Raw genomic sequence first — 14957 nt, 5'->3', positions numbered from 1 at the left:
ACCGAGGAGAAAAGCTTCCTGGCCGGCGTCGCCTTCCACGTCTTCTGATCTCAGGGCCGGCCTCCAGCGCCGCGCCGCCGGGGCCGCATCGCACTCCGGCCGCGCGCTTCACGGTGCGACCGACGGCACGGTCCACGGACGCCCCGATGGCCGGTCCGGACCCAAGGCATAAGGGAATGAGCGAGGGCATGACGGACAGCATGGTCGAGACCCGCGCGCCGAAACGTCTCTGGATCCGGAACCCGCTGGCGATCCTGGCCGAGGATTCCGCCGGCGGCATCGTCGTCGAGGGCACCCGCATCGTCGAGCGGGTGCGGGCGGGCGCCGCGCCCGCCGCCCCCGTGGACGAGACCTTCGAGGCCGCGCGCCACGTGGTCATCCCGGGCCTCGTCAACACCCACCACCACTTCTTCCAGACGCTGACCCGCGCCCATCCGGTGGCGATCAACAAGCCGCTCTTTCCCTGGCTGAAGGCGCTCTACACCGTCTGGGACCGGATCACCCCCGAGGCGTTCCGGCTGGCGACGCGCCTCGCCTACACCGAACTGCTGCTCTCCGGCTGCACCACGGCGGGCGATCACCACTATCTCTTTCCCAAAGGGCTCGAATCCTCCGTCGACATCCAGGTGGAGGAGGCTCGCGCGCTGGGCATCCGCGCTTTCGTCACCCGCGGCTCCATGAGTCTGTCGGAGCGCGACGGCGGCCTGCCCCCCGAATGCCTCACCCAGGACGACGACACGATCCTGGCCGACAGCGAGCGCGTGCTGCGCTTGTTCCACGACCCCAGGCCCGGCGCGATGGTGCAGATCGGGCTTGCGCCCTGCTCGCCCTTCAACGTGACGAAGCGGCTGATGCGCGAGAGCGCGGCCCTGGCGGACGTCCACGATTGCCGCCTGCACACCCATCTCGGCGAGACGCTGGACGAGGACCGCTACTGCATCGAAATGTTCGGCCAGCGCCCGCTGGACTACCTCGAGGAGGTGGGCTGGCTGGGGCGGCGCACTTGGCTCGCCCACGGCATCCACTTCAACGATGCCGAGGTGGCGCGCCTGGGGGCTGCCGGCGTCGGCGTGTGCCACTGCCCGACCTCGAACATGACCCTGGCCTCCGGCCAGTGCCGGACCTGCGAATTGGAGGCGGCGGGCAGCCCCGTCGGCCTCGGGGTCGACGGCTCGGCCTCCAACGACAACTCGAACCTGATGGAGGGCGTGCGCCACGCCCTGATGATCAACCGCCTGACCTACGGCGCCGAGGCCGTGACCCATCTCGACGCCCTGCGCTGGGCCACCGAAGGCTCCGCCGCCTGCCTGGGGCGCAGCGACATCGGCCGCATCGCGGAGGGCCGGGAGGCGGACCTGGCGCTGTTCACCCTCGACGAGCTGCGCTTCTCCGGCGCGCACGATCCGCTCGCCGCCCTGGTGCTCTGCGGCGCCCACCGGGCGGACCGGGTGATGGTGGCGGGGGCCTGGCGGGTGGTCGACGGCCAGCCCCTCGGGGTCGAGACGGGCCAGCTGCGCGAGGCCCATACCCGCCTCGCCCGCACCCTGTTCGGGACGCTCTAGGATGACGCCGGCCGCGCCCCCGGCCCGGACGGAGGGGCCGACGCCCCTGTTCGGCGCCTACGGCATCGTCAAGCGCTTCGGCGATTTCACGGCCAATGACGGGGTCGATCTCGAGATCCGGGCCGGCGAGATCCACGCCCTGCTGGGCGAGAACGGGGCCGGCAAGTCGACCCTGATGAAGATCCTCTACGGGCTCCTCGAGCCCACCGAGGGGGTCGTCACCCATCGCGGCGACGTGGTGCGCCTGGCCAACCCGGAGGCCGCGCGGGCGCTCGGCATCGGCATGGTGTTCCAGCACTTCTCGCTCTGCGAGAACCTCACGGTGGCGGAGAACATCGCGCTCGTGATGCCCAAGGGGCTGAACGGGCGGACCCTGAAGGAGCGGATCGGCGCGGTCGGCGCCGCCTATGGCCTGCATCTCGACCCCGACCGCCCGGTCTGGTCGCTCTCGGCGGGCGAGCGCCAGCGCATCGAGATCATCCGCTGCCTGCTGCAGGACCCCAGGCTCGTGATCCTCGACGAGCCGACCTCGGTGCTGACGCCGGGCGAGGCGGAACTGCTGTTCACGGTGCTGGAGCGCCTGCGCGACGAGGGCCGGGCGCTCCTCTACATCTCCCACCGCCTCGACGAGGTGCGCCGGCTCTGCGCGCGTGCCACCATCCTGCGCGGCGGCCGGGTGGTGGGGGCCTGCGACCCGCGCGCCGAGACCGCCCGGTCCCTCGCCGCCATGATGGTGGGGGTTCAGGTCGGCGAGGTGAAGCCGCCCTCCGGCGTGCCGGCGGGTCCCGAGCGCCTGGTCCTGTCCGGGCTCGCCCTCCCCGCCCCCGGCCTGCACGGCACCGCCCTCGACGGCGTCTCGCTCAGCGTACGCGGCGGCGAGATCGTGGGCATCGCGGGCATCGCCGGCAACGGTCAGGCGGAGCTGTTCGACGCCCTCTCGGGCGAGGCCCTGGCGCCCGAGCCCGGGATGGTGCGGTTCGACCGGGTCGATTCGGGCCGCCTCGGCATCACCGCGCGCCGCCGCAACGGGGCCGCCTTCGTGCCGGAGGAGCGCAACGGCCACGGCGCCGCCCCGGCCCTGAGCCTGTCCGACAACGCCATCCTGTCGCGCCACGCCACGGCGGGCCTGAGCCGCTTCGGCGTCCTGCGCCGCGCCGCCGCGAAGGCCCTCGCGAGGGCCGTGATCGACGCCTTCGACGTGCGCAAGGCGGGGCCGGACCCCGCCGCCGGCACCCTCTCGGGGGGCAACCTGCAGAAATACCTGATGGGCCGCGAGATCCTGGCCGAGCCCGGCATCCTCGTCGTCAACCAGCCGACCTGGGGCGTCGACGCGCTCGCCGCCGCCCATATCCGGCAGGCCCTCCTCGACCTGGCGGCACGCGGCGCCGCCGTCCTGGTGATCAGCCAGGACCTCGACGAATTGTTCGCGATCGCCGGGCGCATCGCCGTGCTGCACGACGGCACCCTGTCGCCGGCCGTGCCGGCGGCCGACACCACCCGCGAGACCCTGGGCCTGCTCATGGGCGGGGCGGCGCCACCCGTGGCGGTCACCCCGGACCTGACGCGGGAAAATCTCGCCCGGGAGTCGGCCCATGCGCATTGACCTGACGCCGCGCGCCGACCGCTCGGCCCTGACGGACGCCCTCGCGCCGGTTCTCGCCTTCCTCGCCGCCCTGGTGATCGGGGGTTTCGTGGTGGCCGCCATGGGCCGCTCGCCGGCCGCCGCCTTCGTCACCTACTTCGTGGCCCCTTTGAGCGAAGTCTGGTCGCTCCAGGAGGTGGCCCTGAAGGCGGCTCCGCTGGCCCTCATCGCTACCGGCCTCGCCTTCTGCTTTCGCGCCAACGTCTGGAATATCGGCGCGGAGGGCCAGTTCGTGGTCGGCGGTTTGTTCGGCGGCTGGATCGGCGTCGCCAGCCACGGCGCCACCGGCAACACGCTCTGGGTGCTGCCCCTGATGCTCGCCGTCGGCGCGTGCGCCGGCATGCTCTACGCGCTGATTCCCGCCTTGCTGAAGGTCCGCCTCGGGGTCTCGGAGATCCTCACCAGCCTGATGCTGGTCTACGTCGCCGAACTGCTCCTCGACTACATGGCGCGGGGCCCGTTGCGCGATCCGGCGGGCTTCAACTTCCCCCAGAGCGTCACCTTCGATGACGCCGCCCGCCTGCCCTACCTGATGGAGGGCGACACCCTGCATGCGGGCGTCGCCATCGCGCTCGCCGCCATCGTGGTCGCCACCCTGGTGCTGGCCCGCACCCTGTTCGGCTTCACCGTGCGGGTGGTGGGCGCCAGCCCCCGGGCGGCGCGCTTCGCCGGCTTCAGCGACGCCCGCCTGACGCTGGCGGTCTTCGCGGTCTCCGGGGGCGCGGCGGGTCTTGCCGGGATCAGTGAGGTGGCGGGCAAGATCGGCCAGCTCCAGCCCTCGATCTCGCCGGGCTACGGCTTCACCGCGATCATCGTGGCCTTCCTGGGCCGGCTCTCGCCGGTTGGGATCCTGGTGGCGGCCCTCGTCATCGCCCTCACCACCATCGGCGGCGAGGGCGCGCAGATCGACCTGAAGCTGCCCCTCGACCTCACCCGGGCCTTCCAGGGCCTGCTGCTCGCCCTGGTGCTCGGGGCCGATGCCCTGTCGCGCTACCGGGTCCGCCTCGTGCCGGGAGCCGCCGCGTGAGCCTCGACATCCTCTCCATGGTGCTCGTCACCATCATCGCCGCCGCGACCCCGCTGATGATCGCGAGCCTCGGCGAACTCGTGGTCGAGCGCGCGGGCGTGCTCAACCTCGGCGTCGAGGGCATGATGGTGCTGGGTGCGGCCACCGGCTTCGCGGTGGCGGTGGAGACCGGCTCGACGCTGGCCGGCGCGGCGGCGGGCGCCGGGGCGGGCCTCGCCCTCGCGGCCCTGTTCGGCATCCTCACCGTGGGCCTGAGCGCCAACCAGGTCGCCTCCGGCCTCGCCATGACGATCCTGGGCCTCGGGCTCTCGGGGCTCGTCGGCGCCGCCTATGTGGGCCTGAAGCGCGCGCCGGCCCCGCACCTGAACGTGCCCGGTCTCACCGACCTGCCCGGCATCGGCCGGCTGCTCTTCGGGCAGGACGGCTTCGTCTACTTCGCCTTCGCCCTGGTGGCGGGGGTGTGGTGGTTCCTCTGGCGCACCCGCGCCGGGCTGACCCTGCGGGCCATCGGCGACGACCACACCGCCACCCACGCGTTGGGGCTCAAGGTCCGCAAGGTGCGCTTCCGCGCCGTGCTGTTCGGGGGCGCCTGCGCGGGGCTCGCCGGGGCCTACCTATCGCTGGCCTACACGCCCTTCTGGGCGCCCGCGATGACGGCCGGGCGCGGCTGGATCGCCCTGGCGCTGGTGGTCTTCGCGTCCTGGCGCCCGCTCCGGGTGCTGGCCGGCGCCATGCTGTTCGGCGGCGCCACCGTGCTCCAGCTCCACGCCCAGGCCGCCGGCCTCGGCCTGCCGGGCCAGGCGCTCTCCGCCCTGCCGTATCTGGCCACCATCCTGGCCCTGGTCTTGCTCTCCCTCGGCCGGCGCCAGGGCGGCTCCCTCGCCCCGGCGGCCCTCGGCCGGGACTTCACCCCGCACCGCTGAAGCGTTGCGTCACTCTTGAAGGACATCGGAACGATGCGGATTGTGCAGGGAGCCCTGGTGGCCGTTCTCGCCCTCGGGATCGGCGGCGCGCAGGCCCAGGAGAAGAAGGCGAGCGAGAAGCTGAAGGTCGGCTTCGTCTATGTCGGCCCGGTGGCCGATTACGGCTACTCGTACCAGCACGACCAGAGCCGCAAGGCGCTGGCCGCGGCCCTCGGCGACCGGGTCGAGACCAGCTTCCTCGAGAACGTGCCCGAGGCCGATAGCGAGCGCTCCATCGAGAGCCTCGCCCGCTCCGGCCACGGCCTGATCTTCACCACCTCGTTCGGCTTCATGGAGCCGACCCTGAAGGTCGCCAAGAAGTTCCCCAAGCTGAAGTTCGAGCACGCCACGGGCTACAAGCGCGCGGCCAACGTCGCGACCTACTCGGCCCGGTTCTACGAGGGCCGCTACATCTGCGGCGAGATCGCCGGCCGGCTCTCGAAGACCGGCACCCTCGGCTACATCGCCTCGTTCCCCATCCCCGAGGTGGTGAGCGGCATCAACGCCTTCATGCTGGGCGCCCAGTCGGTGAACCCCAACATCAAGCTCAAGATCGTCTGGGTGAACACCTGGTTCGACCCCGGCAAGGAAGCGGAGGCCGCCAAGGCGCTGCTCGCGCAGGGCGCCGACATCCTGTCGCAGCACACCGATTCGGCCGCGCCGTTGCAGGAGGCGGAGAAGCAGGGCAAGCTCGCCTTCGGACAATCCTCCGACCAGATGCGCTTCGCCCCCAAGGCCCAGCTCACCTCCATCGTCGACGACTGGGACGGCTACGTCATCCAGGAGGCCAAGGCCGTCCTCGACGGCACCTGGAAGAGCCACGACACCTGGGGCGGCATCAAGGACGGCATGGTCGTGCTGGCGCCCTTCGCCAACATGCCCGACGACGTGAAGGCCAAGGCCGAGGCCAGCAAGAAGGCGATCGCGGACGGCACGCTCCACCCGTTCCGCGGCCCGGTCTTCAAGCAGGACGGCACCGAGGCCGTGAAGGCGGGCGAGACCGCCCCCGACCCGATGATCCTGGGCATGAACTGGTACGTGAAGGGCATCGACGACAAGCTGCCCCAATAGGCGGATCGAGACCCCTCCCCCTTTGGGAGAGGGGGCCGCGTTCCAGCATGAGAGGCCGCATGAGACACGCCATCCGCTTCCTCCTCGGCCACGAGGCGCGCACCATCGAGGCCTGCGACCCGACCCTGACGGTGCTCGACTGGCTGCGCGGGTCCGAGCGGCTGATCGGCACCAAGGAGGGCTGCAACGAGGGGGATTGCGGAGCCTGCACGGTGGTCGTGGTGCGCCCCGAGGGGGCCCCCGGCGCCGAGCGCCTGCGCTACCGCACGGTGGACGCCTGCATCACCTTCCTGGGGCAGCTCGACGGCTGCCAGATCCTCACCGTGGAGCACCTGCGCGGCGCCGACGGGAGCCTGCACCCGGTCCAGCGCCTGATGGTGGAGGAGCACGGCTCGCAATGCGGCTTCTGCACGCCGGGCTTCGTGATGTCGCTGTTCGCGATGACGAAGGATCTTCCCGCCGCGACCGGCGATGTCTGGACCTCGGCGAACCCCATCGACGACGCGCTCGCCGGCAATCTCTGCCGCTGCACCGGCTACGCCCCCATCGTGCGCGCCGCCGAGCGGGCGCTGGCCACACCGGAAGCGGATGCCTTCGATGCCGCCCACGACGACACCCTCGCCCGGCTCCTGGCCTTGCGCGACGACGAGACCGTCGCGGTCTCCGGGCCGAAGGGCCGCTTCCTGGCGCCCGCCACCACCGGCGCCCTGATCGAACTCGTGGCCGAGCATCCGGGGGCGACGATCGTGGCCGGGGCCACCGACGTCGCCCTCTGGGTGACCAAGGGCCTGCGCGCCCTCGACCCGGTGATCTGGCTCGGGCGGGTCCGCGACCTCGCCGCGATCGCGGAAACGCCGCAGGGCCTCCATATCGGCGCGGGCGTGACCCTGGCGGCGGCCGGTGCGGCGCTCGCCAAACTCCACCCCGACCTCGGCGAGCTGTTCCGGCGCCACGGCGCCGCCCAGACCCGCAATGCCGGGACGCTCGGCGGCAACATCGCCAACGGCTCGCCCATCGGCGACGCCGCACCCGCCCTGATCGCGCTCGGCGCCACGCTCCACCTCGCCAGCCGGACCGGCACCCGCGATCTGCCCCTGGAGGATTTCTTCGTGGCCTACGGCCGGCAGGACCGCGCCGCCGACGAGATCGTCACGGGGGTCACGGTCCCACCCTTGCCGGCGGGGGCACTGCTGGCGGTCTACAAGGTCTCGAAGCGCTTCGACGAGGACATCTCCGCCGTGCTCGGCGCCTTTCGGCTGACCCTCGACGCCGGTCGCATACGGGAGGCGCGCATCGCCTACGGGGGCATGGCCGGCACGCCGAAGCGCGCCGCGCAGGGAGAGGCCGCGCTGATGGGCCAGCCCCTCGATGCCGCCTCTGTCCCGGCCTTCAAGGCGGCGCTCGCCCAGGACTTCAGCCCGCTCTCCGACATGCGGGCCTCGGCGGCCTATCGCCTCAAGGTCGCCGGCAACCTCCTGGAGCGCCTGATCCACGAGGCCGGGCCAGGGGCGCCCGAGACCCGGCTCGCAGCGATCGGAGCGCCGGCCCATGCTTGACCACACGCCCCCTGCCCCGAAGCCGGAAGACCGGATCGCCGGCGGCGCCCACACGTCGCGCATCCACGACAGCGCGGCCCGCCACGTCGGCGGCTCGGCGGTCTACATCGACGACGCGGCCGAGCCGGCCGGCCTCCTCCACGTCTGCCTGGGCTTGAGCGAGCGAGCCCATGCCCGCCTCGTCTCGGTGGATCTCGGCCCCGTACGAAGCACCGAGGGCGTGGTTGCGGTGTTCACCGCCGCCGACGTTCCGGGCGTCAACGAGATCTCCTCCTCGCACCGGGGCGACGAGCCGATGCTGGCCGAGGACACGGTGTCCTATCTCGGCCAGCCGATCTTCGCCGTGGCGGCCCTGACCCGCGATGCGGCGCGGCGCGCGGCGCGCCTCGCCGTCGTCGTGTACGAGGACCTGGCCCCCGTCCTCACCTACGGGCAAGCACGGGCGGACGGGACGCTCGTCTGGCCCCCCATGACCCTGAAGCGCGGCGATTCCGACGCGGTGCTGGCCGAGGCGCCCGGCATCGTGCGCGGCCGCATGGCCATCGGCGGCCAGGAGCACTTCTACCTCGAGGGCCAGATCGCGCTGGCGATCCCGGGGGAGGACGACGAGGTCACGGTCCACACCTCGACGCAGCACCCCTCCGAGGCCCAGGCGCTGGTGGCCAAGGTGCTCGGCACGGTGAATTCGGCGGTGACGGCCGAGGTGCGCCGGATGGGCGGCGGCTTCGGCGGCAAGGAGAGCCAGTCGAACCTGTTCGCCTGCGTGGCCGCCCTGGTCGCCAAGAAGACCGGCCGCGCCGCCAAGATCCGGCCCGACCGGGACGACGACATGGTCATCACCGGCAAGCGCCACGACTTCGAGGTGGACTACCTCGTTGGCCACGACGCGGACGGAAAGATCCTCGCGGTCGACATGCAGCTTGCCGCCCGCTGCGGCTGGGCCGCCGACCTGTCGGGGCCGGTCACCGACCGCGCCCTGTTCCACGCCGACAATTGCTACCATTACCCGGCGGTGCACCTGACCTCGCGGCCCTACCGCACCAACACCCAGTCCAACACCGCCTTCCGGGGCTTCGGCGGGCCCCAGGGGATGGTAGCGGCCGAGCGGGTGATCGAGGAGGTGGCCTATGCCTGCGGCCTCGACCCGCTGGAGGTGCGCAAGCGCAACTTCTACGGCACCGTGTCCGACAACGTCACGCCCTACCACCAGACCATTTCCGACAATTGCATCCGGAACTTGGTGGCGAAACTGGAAGTGGATTGCGATTACGCCGGGCGCCGCGCGGCCCTGCATGCGGCGAACGACGCCAGCCCGGTGATCAAGCGCGGCATCGCGTTGACGCCGGTGAAGTTCGGCATCTCCTTCACCTCCACCGCCTACAACCAGGCCGGCGCCCTGGTGCACATCTACAACGACGGCTCGGTCGGCCTGAACCATGGCGGCACCGAGATGGGCCAGGGGCTCTACGTCAAGGTGGCGCAGGTGGTGGCCGAGGAATTCCAGATCGACGCGGATCGCGTCCGCATCACCGCGACCACGACGGGCAAGGTGCCCAACACCTCCGCCACCGCCGCCTCGTCGGGGGCCGATCTCAACGGCATGGCGGCCCGCGCCGCGGCGCAAACCCTGAAGGGCCGCCTCGTCGCCTTCGCGGCGGAGGCCTGGAGTGTCGCGCCCGAGACGGTGCTGTTCCTGCCCAACCGGGCGCGCGTGGGGAACCAGGAGATCGCCTGGGGCGAACTGATCCACAAGGCCTACCTCGCCCGCATCCAGCTCTCCGCCACGGGCTTCTACAAGACGCCCACCATCCACTGGGACCGGGACGCGGGCCGGGGCCATCCGTTCTACTATTTCGCCTACGGCGCGGCCTGCGTGCAGGCGGCTTTGGACACGCTCACTGGCGAGTACCGCATCGAGCGGGCCGACATCCTGCACGATTGCGGCCGTTCCCTGAACCCGGCCGTGGACCGGGGCCAGATCGAGGGCGGCTTCATCCAGGGGCTCGGCTGGCTCACCACCGAGGAATTGTGGTGGGACGGCGCGGGGCGCCTGCGCACCCACGCCCCCTCCACCTACAAGATCCCGGCCTGCGGCGACCGCCCGCGCATCTTCAACGTGGCGCTCTACGAGAACGAGAACCGTGAGGAGACGATCTACCGCTCCAAGGCGGTGGGCGAGCCGCCGCTGATGCTCGGCATCGCCGGCCTGCATGCGCTGTCGGATGCGGTGGCGAGTGTGGCCGGCCACCGGCACTGCCCTCGCCTCGATGCGCCGGCCACCCCGGAGCGCGTCCTCGACGCCGTCGACCGGATGCGGGCGCTCGCGGACCACGCGCCATCCGCGCAGCCGTGAGCCGCGATCCGGCCGAAGTGCCGTCGGAGGCGCTGTCGGACGTGCTGGCCGCCGCCCTCGCGGCGGGCGCGCCGGTCGCCCTCGTCACCCTCTCGGAGGCGCGGGGCTCGACGCCGCGGGAGGCCGGCACCGCCATGCTGGTGATGCCCGAGCGGGTCGCCGGCACCATCGGGGGCGGCACCTGCGAGTGGGCCGGCATCGCCCGCGCCCGGGAACTCCTGGCGGCGGGCGAGGCCGAGGCCACCTTGCGCATGCCGCTCGGGCCCGAGACCGGGCAGTGCTGCGGCGGGCACGTGACCCTGGCGATCCACCGGGCCGATGCCGGCACCCTCGCGGCCCTGCGCGCCCGGGAGGCCGAGAGCGCGGCGCGGGCGCCCCTGGTGATGATCTACGGCGCCGGTCATGTCGGGCGCGCCCTGGCGGGCGCCCTCGACCCGCTGCCGTTCCGCACCCGGATTGTCGACGACCGACCCGAGGAGATCGCGCGGGTTCCGGGCACCCGCGTCGCGCGCGTCGTCGGCTCGCCCAGGACGGCGGCTGAGACCGCGCCTCCGGGGGCCGCGCACGTGGTGCTGACGCACAGCCACGCCCTCGACAGCCTGATCTGCGCCGCCCTGCTGGAGGGCGGCACCTTCGCGTATCTCGGCCTGATCGGCTCGGCCACGAAACGGGCGACGTTCCTCTCGGCCTTCCGGGAAATGGGCCTCGACGAGGCGGCGCTGGACCGCCTCGTCTGCCCGATCGGAGGCCGCCAAATCGGGGACCGCCAGTTGCGGGACAAGCGCCCCGCGATCATCGCCGCCCTGGTGACCGCCGAACTGATCGGGGTCTTCGCCGGCTGATCCGGCTTCCGGTTAATGGCGTCTGTCGGCCGCGCGGGCGGACTTCGGTGGGGCAGCCTCCTCGCGGTCCGGTCCGGTCCGTGTCGGGTCAGCGGCGCGGCGGTGGCGGGGGCGCAGGCGCATCGCGCGAGGGCACCGGCACGCCGTCCGCCGGGATGCCGCCGGCCGAGGGGGGCACCGGGATCGCGTCGCCGCTGCGGATCGCTTCCGCCTCGTTGCGGGCGCCGGCCCGTCCCTCGGTGCCGCCCGGCGCGGTGGCGCCGTCCATGCCGGCCGGTGCCCCGACGCTCTGCGCGAGGGCCGGGCCGGCGACGCCGAGGGACAGGGCGAGGAGAATCGTCAGGCGGGTCATGCGTCGGGGCTCCTGGAATGGCGAGGGGCGGAAGGGCTGGGATCAGCCGCGATGGCGGCGGATCGTCCGGTGGCGGGCCTTGTGCTTGTGCCGCAGGGCCGCGCGTCCGCGCAGGCCGCCCGGGGCGGTGACGCGCGGCTGGCCGGCGGGCGCGATCAGGCTGCCCTGGGCCCTGGGGGCCGGCGTGAGGGCGAACAGCCCGGCCGTGAGAAGGGCGGCGGCGAGGGCGCGCCCCGCGCGGCGGCTGGCCGGAAACCGATCCATCGAATCCTGTCCTTTCCCGGGCCGGATGCCCAGATCGTCGCTCAATCCGCGAGCAAAGAACGTGCCGGATCAGCCTGGAAATACACGGCTTTGAGCGGGCGCGCCCCTCAGCTTCCCCGATAGGTCTGGTAGCTCCACGGGCTCGCCACCAGGGGCACGTGGTAGTGCCCCTCCGGATCGGCGACGCCGAAGCGCAGGCTCACGATGTCGAGGAAGGGCGGCTCGGGCAGCCCCGGATCCGTGGTCCGGAAATGGTCGCCGATCCGGAACCGCAAGTCGTAGGGCGCGATCGGCACCGGGCGGCCACCGATCAGGGGCGCATCCGTGCGTCCGTCCGCGTTGGTCTGCGCCCGGGCGATCAGGACGGTCTCGGTGTCCGAGACCCATTCGTGGAGTTCCACCCGCACCCCCGGCGCCGGCCGCCCCGTGACGGTGTCGAGGACGTGGGTCGAGATCCGTCCCGTGGTGCGGGGCATCCCGGCCCCCTCGACCAGAGCGCAGAGGCGGATCGCGGCGATGCGGAAGATCTCGTCCTGCGCGGTGGCGCGCTCGGTCTCCGGGTCGGAGGCGAGGCGGGCCGCGCAGGCGCGCAGCAGCGAGGCGCGGCCGTGGCGCGGGACGCAGACGATGAACGGAAACCCGAACCTGTCCGTGTAGGCCGCGTCCAGGGCCACGAAGCGGGCGTGTTCCGCCTCGGACAGCCGGTCGAGGCCGGCGCGTTCGGGGTGGTTGGTCAGGAGGGCGTGGCGCTCGGCCTCCGGGGCGGTCTCCACCGCCCCCCGCAGGGCGGCGAGCAGGTCCTCCCCGGTGGCGAAGGGCCGCTGCGCGGCGGCCGCCTCGGCGACCCAGGACGCGTGCGGGAACACCGCGCCGAGGGCGGCGACGCAATCGCCGCGGGCGGCCCGGTTCAGGTCGTCGAGACTCGGCATGGGGCAATCCTCGACACGGGCCGGAGCGGAACGGCCTCGGTGAGACGCTTTGCAGGCAACGGGCCATTTCGGGGCCGGCCCGGCTCGCCAGGGGCGCCGAAATGTGGTCTTGCCCGCGATACCGCCCCGTCGGTCGACGCGTTCGCTCCCGGGGCTTCGCTGCTTGCGCCGTCGCGGGTTTCCATCGCAAACCGGCGGCGTCCGCGAAATCCGCTGAAGGCGCCATGATCCGCAAGACGCATCTCCCGCCCGACGCCACGCTGATCCAGGTCGCGGGCGAACTCGCCGAGCCCGAGGCGTATCTGCGCCGGCTGCTCGGCAACATGCGCTTTTGCCAGAAGCGGCACGGCGACGCCCTGGTGCGCATCGGCGTCACGGGCAAGGCGGGGCCCAAGGGGAGCACCAAGGGGGGCGCGAAGGGGCTCAGCCCCTCCTACCGGATCGACTACCACGCCGACGGGGTCGTCACCGTGTTCAACGGCTTCGGCGGCACCTCGCATAGCGCCTTCACCGAGACCAACGTCCGCGAGACGAACTGGAGCCGCGGCCACGCCACGATCCAGGAGGTTCAGCGCCTCTACGACGACCTGCGCAGGGACGAACTGCACAAGGACGCCCCGCCGCGCGAGCCGTGATCCCGGGTCAGGGCCGCTCCTCGGCAGCGCGGGCCGCCGCCACGAGGCGCTCGGCATCCTCCCGCAGGAGCAGGCGCTCGGCCACGAGCCCGTCCGCCGCGCGCGCGACGGCCGCCGCGTGGTCGCCCCTGGCCGGGTAGCGCTCCCCCAGGGACGGGCGCGGGTCGCCCTTCGCCTCGCGCTCGGCCCGGGTCTCGGCCAGGGGCAGCCGGCTGCCCTCCCGGTCGCAGAGCTCGCCCGCCGGGAAGGGCTCCGCGTAGAGGTTCCAGCCCGTCAGGGTCGCGCGCGGGGCGGCGACGTCCGGCAGGCGGATGCCCGCGACCTCGTTTCCGTCGCCGTCGACCTGCGGCACCAGGGGCCGGTACTGCGGGCCGCTCTCCGGGCGCGGGTCGCGTGCGTTCGAGAAGCGCACCACGGCGTTGGGTGCGTCGGGCAGGCGCAGGCCCGGCATGTAGGGAAAGCTCATCTCGGCGGCCGGCACCAGCGTCCCGTCCGCCAGGCGCGGCACGCGGCTCGGCGGCGGCGCGGTGCCGTGCGCGACCCAGTCCTCCAGGGCGACGAGGAGCGCGCGCAGGGCCGGGGCCGGACTGAGGACGTTGCGCGGGTGGAGGCACGGCCCCCGCGTCGAGGTCAGGCCGGCGCGCCCGTAATGGAAACCGCCGGCGACGAGGTAGGCCCGGGCGGTCTCGGGCAGCGCCACGTCGGCCCGGCCGAGGGGGTCGGTGGTCAGGAGGGAGGCGCCCTTCTGCCAGTATTCCGTGCTGGTGTTGACCTCCATCAGCAGCGGGTCGAACCCGTCCCCGCGCAGGAGCGCGCCGGTCCGGCCCGTGACGGGGTCGTGCTGGGCGGCGGCCGAGAACGGGAAGGCGTTCTCGGGGTAGAGGTGGTCCTCGTGCTGGGTGTTGGTGCGCGAGGGTTGGCCGAAGCGGGCGTTGAGGTAGACGCCGCCGATGCCGGAGATGTGCAGCAGCATCCCGTCGAAGACGCGGGCCCCCGCCTCGTCCTGGTTGAAGCCCTGGTGGACGAAGTCGCGCAGGAAGCGCCCGCTCTGGGAGATGCCCAGGGCCACCGCGTGGCGGATCGCCCCGCCCGCCGGGTTGCCGGCGGAGGCCGGCCCCCGCAGGGCCGCCACCACGTCGCGGGTGGCGGCAAAGCCGATGCCGAGCACCTTCGGGTTCGCCGCCGGGTAGGTGAGCGTGTAGAGCGTGCCGGGCTCCGGCTTCACGCTGGCCGGCAGGAGGCGCAGTTCCCCCGGCCCCGCGAAGGTCCAGGCGCCGTCCGGAACGGTGCGGGGGGTGTCGGCCTCCCGGCGGCGCACCGTGAGCCTTGCCCCCGCCTTGTCGGTGGTCTGGGCCTTGAAGGTGAGGAAGAACGGCGCCTCGGGCGGCCCCCGGGTGGCGCTCACGAGTTCGTCGCGCACGGTCTCGACGATGGGCGCCCCGTTCCGCGTCGCCACCGGCACGTCGATGGCCATGCCGCCCTGCTGGCGCAGGGCCTCCGCCTCCCAGCCCGACCAGACCACGGTGTCGCCCCGGCGCAGGACGAGGGCGGTGCCCGCATCCCCGGCGCTTTTCGGATCGTTCACCGCCTGGGCGGCCTGCGCGGGCGCGTCGAGGACCCAGTTGAACAGGAACTTGCGGCCCCGATTGACGACCTCGTAGAGCAGCGTGCCGCTGGCCCGGGCGGGGTCCTTCGGCCGCAGCAGGAAGACGTCGGTGCGGTATTCCACGCGGCCGGCGGCGTTGCGGGGCGCGAGCGCGAT

The 14957-nt window shown here is 72.9% G+C and carries 13 protein-coding genes; 9 read left to right on the top strand and 4 right to left on the bottom strand.

Annotated elements, in window-relative coordinates:
• Positions 1 to 188: 188 nt before the first annotated feature.
• The 8 genes from K2X24_RS04210 to xdhC are packed head-to-tail and all read left to right on the top strand — an operon-like array spanning position 189 to position 11015.
• A complete protein-coding gene (locus K2X24_RS04210; RefSeq protein ID WP_292494966.1) occupies positions 189 to 1562 on the top strand; it encodes an 8-oxoguanine deaminase in 1374 nt (457 codons plus the stop codon).
• A gap of 1 nt (position 1563) precedes the next feature.
• Positions 1564 to 3165 carry an ABC transporter ATP-binding protein gene (locus K2X24_RS04205; protein ID WP_292494964.1) on the top strand — a complete coding sequence of 534 codons (1602 nt, stop codon included), beginning with the start codon at positions 1564 to 1566 and terminating at the stop codon, positions 3163 to 3165.
• Entirely contained in the window at positions 3155 to 4231 is a 1077-nt protein-coding gene (locus K2X24_RS04200; RefSeq protein WP_292494962.1) for an ABC transporter permease, read from the top strand. The genes K2X24_RS04205 and K2X24_RS04200 overlap by 11 nt, the downstream gene beginning before the upstream one ends.
• Positions 4228 to 5154, top strand: coding sequence for an ABC transporter permease (locus K2X24_RS04195; RefSeq protein WP_292494960.1), 927 nt, complete (start codon positions 4228 to 4230; stop codon positions 5152 to 5154). The genes K2X24_RS04200 and K2X24_RS04195 overlap by 4 nt, the downstream gene beginning before the upstream one ends.
• A 33-nt stretch (positions 5155 to 5187) precedes the next feature.
• Positions 5188 to 6264, top strand: a complete 1077-nt coding sequence (locus K2X24_RS04190; RefSeq protein ID WP_292494958.1) for a BMP family ABC transporter substrate-binding protein — start codon at positions 5188 to 5190, stop codon at positions 6262 to 6264.
• Between the two features lie 59 nt (positions 6265 to 6323).
• Positions 6324 to 7820, top strand: coding sequence for a xanthine dehydrogenase small subunit (gene xdhA / locus K2X24_RS04185; protein ID WP_292494956.1), 1497 nt, complete (start codon positions 6324 to 6326; stop codon positions 7818 to 7820).
• Positions 7813 to 10173, top strand: coding sequence for a xanthine dehydrogenase molybdopterin binding subunit (xdhB, locus tag K2X24_RS04180; protein ID WP_292494954.1), 2361 nt, complete (start codon positions 7813 to 7815; stop codon positions 10171 to 10173). Before xdhA ends, xdhB begins: the two co-directional genes overlap by 8 nt.
• Complete coding sequence (xdhC, locus tag K2X24_RS04175; protein ID WP_292494952.1) at positions 10170 to 11015, top strand: xanthine dehydrogenase accessory protein XdhC; 846 nt, start codon at positions 10170 to 10172, stop codon at positions 11013 to 11015. Before xdhB ends, xdhC begins: the two co-directional genes overlap by 4 nt.
• A gap of 88 nt (positions 11016 to 11103) precedes the next feature.
• Here xdhC and K2X24_RS04170 read toward each other — a convergent pair whose 3' ends face one another.
• From K2X24_RS04170 to uraH, 3 genes are all read right to left on the bottom strand, one after another.
• Positions 11104 to 11367, bottom strand: coding sequence for a hypothetical protein (locus K2X24_RS04170; RefSeq protein WP_292494950.1), 264 nt, complete (start codon positions 11365 to 11367; stop codon positions 11104 to 11106).
• A gap of 42 nt (positions 11368 to 11409) precedes the next feature.
• A complete protein-coding gene (locus K2X24_RS04165) occupies positions 11410 to 11631 on the bottom strand; it encodes a hypothetical protein (RefSeq protein ID WP_292494948.1) in 222 nt (73 codons plus the stop codon).
• 107 nt (positions 11632 to 11738) lie between these two features.
• A complete protein-coding gene (gene uraH, locus K2X24_RS04160; RefSeq protein ID WP_292494946.1) occupies positions 11739 to 12560 on the bottom strand; it encodes a hydroxyisourate hydrolase in 822 nt (273 codons plus the stop codon).
• 224 nt (positions 12561 to 12784) lie between these two features.
• Here uraH and K2X24_RS04155 point away from each other — a divergent pair, with 224 nt between their 5' ends.
• The gene (locus K2X24_RS04155; protein ID WP_292494944.1) at positions 12785 to 13195 is read left to right on the top strand and encodes a hypothetical protein; all 411 of its coding nucleotides are present in this window, start codon (positions 12785 to 12787) and stop codon (positions 13193 to 13195) included.
• A gap of 7 nt (positions 13196 to 13202) precedes the next feature.
• On the opposite strand, the gene K2X24_RS04150 is transcribed toward K2X24_RS04155, so the two are convergent.
• The coding region (locus K2X24_RS04150) for an alpha/beta hydrolase domain-containing protein (protein ID WP_292494942.1) at positions 13203 to 14957 on the bottom strand (1755 nt) is incomplete at its 5' end.

This window comes from Methylobacterium sp. (genome assembly GCF_019750675.1).
In the GTDB taxonomy this organism is placed as follows: Bacteria; Pseudomonadota; Alphaproteobacteria; order Rhizobiales; family Beijerinckiaceae; genus Methylobacterium.
The sequence above is the reverse complement of the archived record's forward strand: the minus strand, read 5'-3'. Positions and strand labels throughout refer to the sequence as shown.

Excerpts from the sequence above, each read along its gene's own strand:
- K2X24_RS04210 (WP_292494966.1), top strand. The coding sequence starts at position 189 with ATGACGGACAGCATGGTCGAGACCCGCGCGCCGAAACGTCTCTGGATC.
- K2X24_RS04205 (WP_292494964.1), top strand. The coding sequence starts at position 1,564 with ATGACGCCGGCCGCGCCCCCGGCCCGGACGGAGGGGCCGACGCCCCTG.
- K2X24_RS04200 (WP_292494962.1), top strand. The coding sequence starts at position 3,155 with ATGCGCATTGACCTGACGCCGCGCGCCGACCGCTCGGCCCTGACGGAC.
- K2X24_RS04190 (WP_292494958.1), top strand. The coding sequence starts at position 5,188 with ATGCGGATTGTGCAGGGAGCCCTGGTGGCCGTTCTCGCCCTCGGGATC.
- xdhA (WP_292494956.1), top strand. The coding sequence starts at position 6,324 with ATGAGACACGCCATCCGCTTCCTCCTCGGCCACGAGGCGCGCACCATC.
- xdhB (WP_292494954.1), top strand. The coding sequence starts at position 7,813 with ATGCTTGACCACACGCCCCCTGCCCCGAAGCCGGAAGACCGGATCGCC.
- K2X24_RS04170 (WP_292494950.1), bottom strand. The coding sequence starts at position 11,367 with ATGACCCGCCTGACGATTCTCCTCGCCCTGTCCCTCGGCGTCGCCGGC.
- K2X24_RS04165 (WP_292494948.1), bottom strand. The coding sequence starts at position 11,631 with ATGGATCGGTTTCCGGCCAGCCGCCGCGCGGGGCGCGCCCTCGCCGCC.
- uraH (WP_292494946.1), bottom strand. The coding sequence starts at position 12,560 with ATGCCGAGTCTCGACGACCTGAACCGGGCCGCCCGCGGCGATTGCGTC.
- K2X24_RS04155 (WP_292494944.1), top strand. The coding sequence starts at position 12,785 with ATGATCCGCAAGACGCATCTCCCGCCCGACGCCACGCTGATCCAGGTC.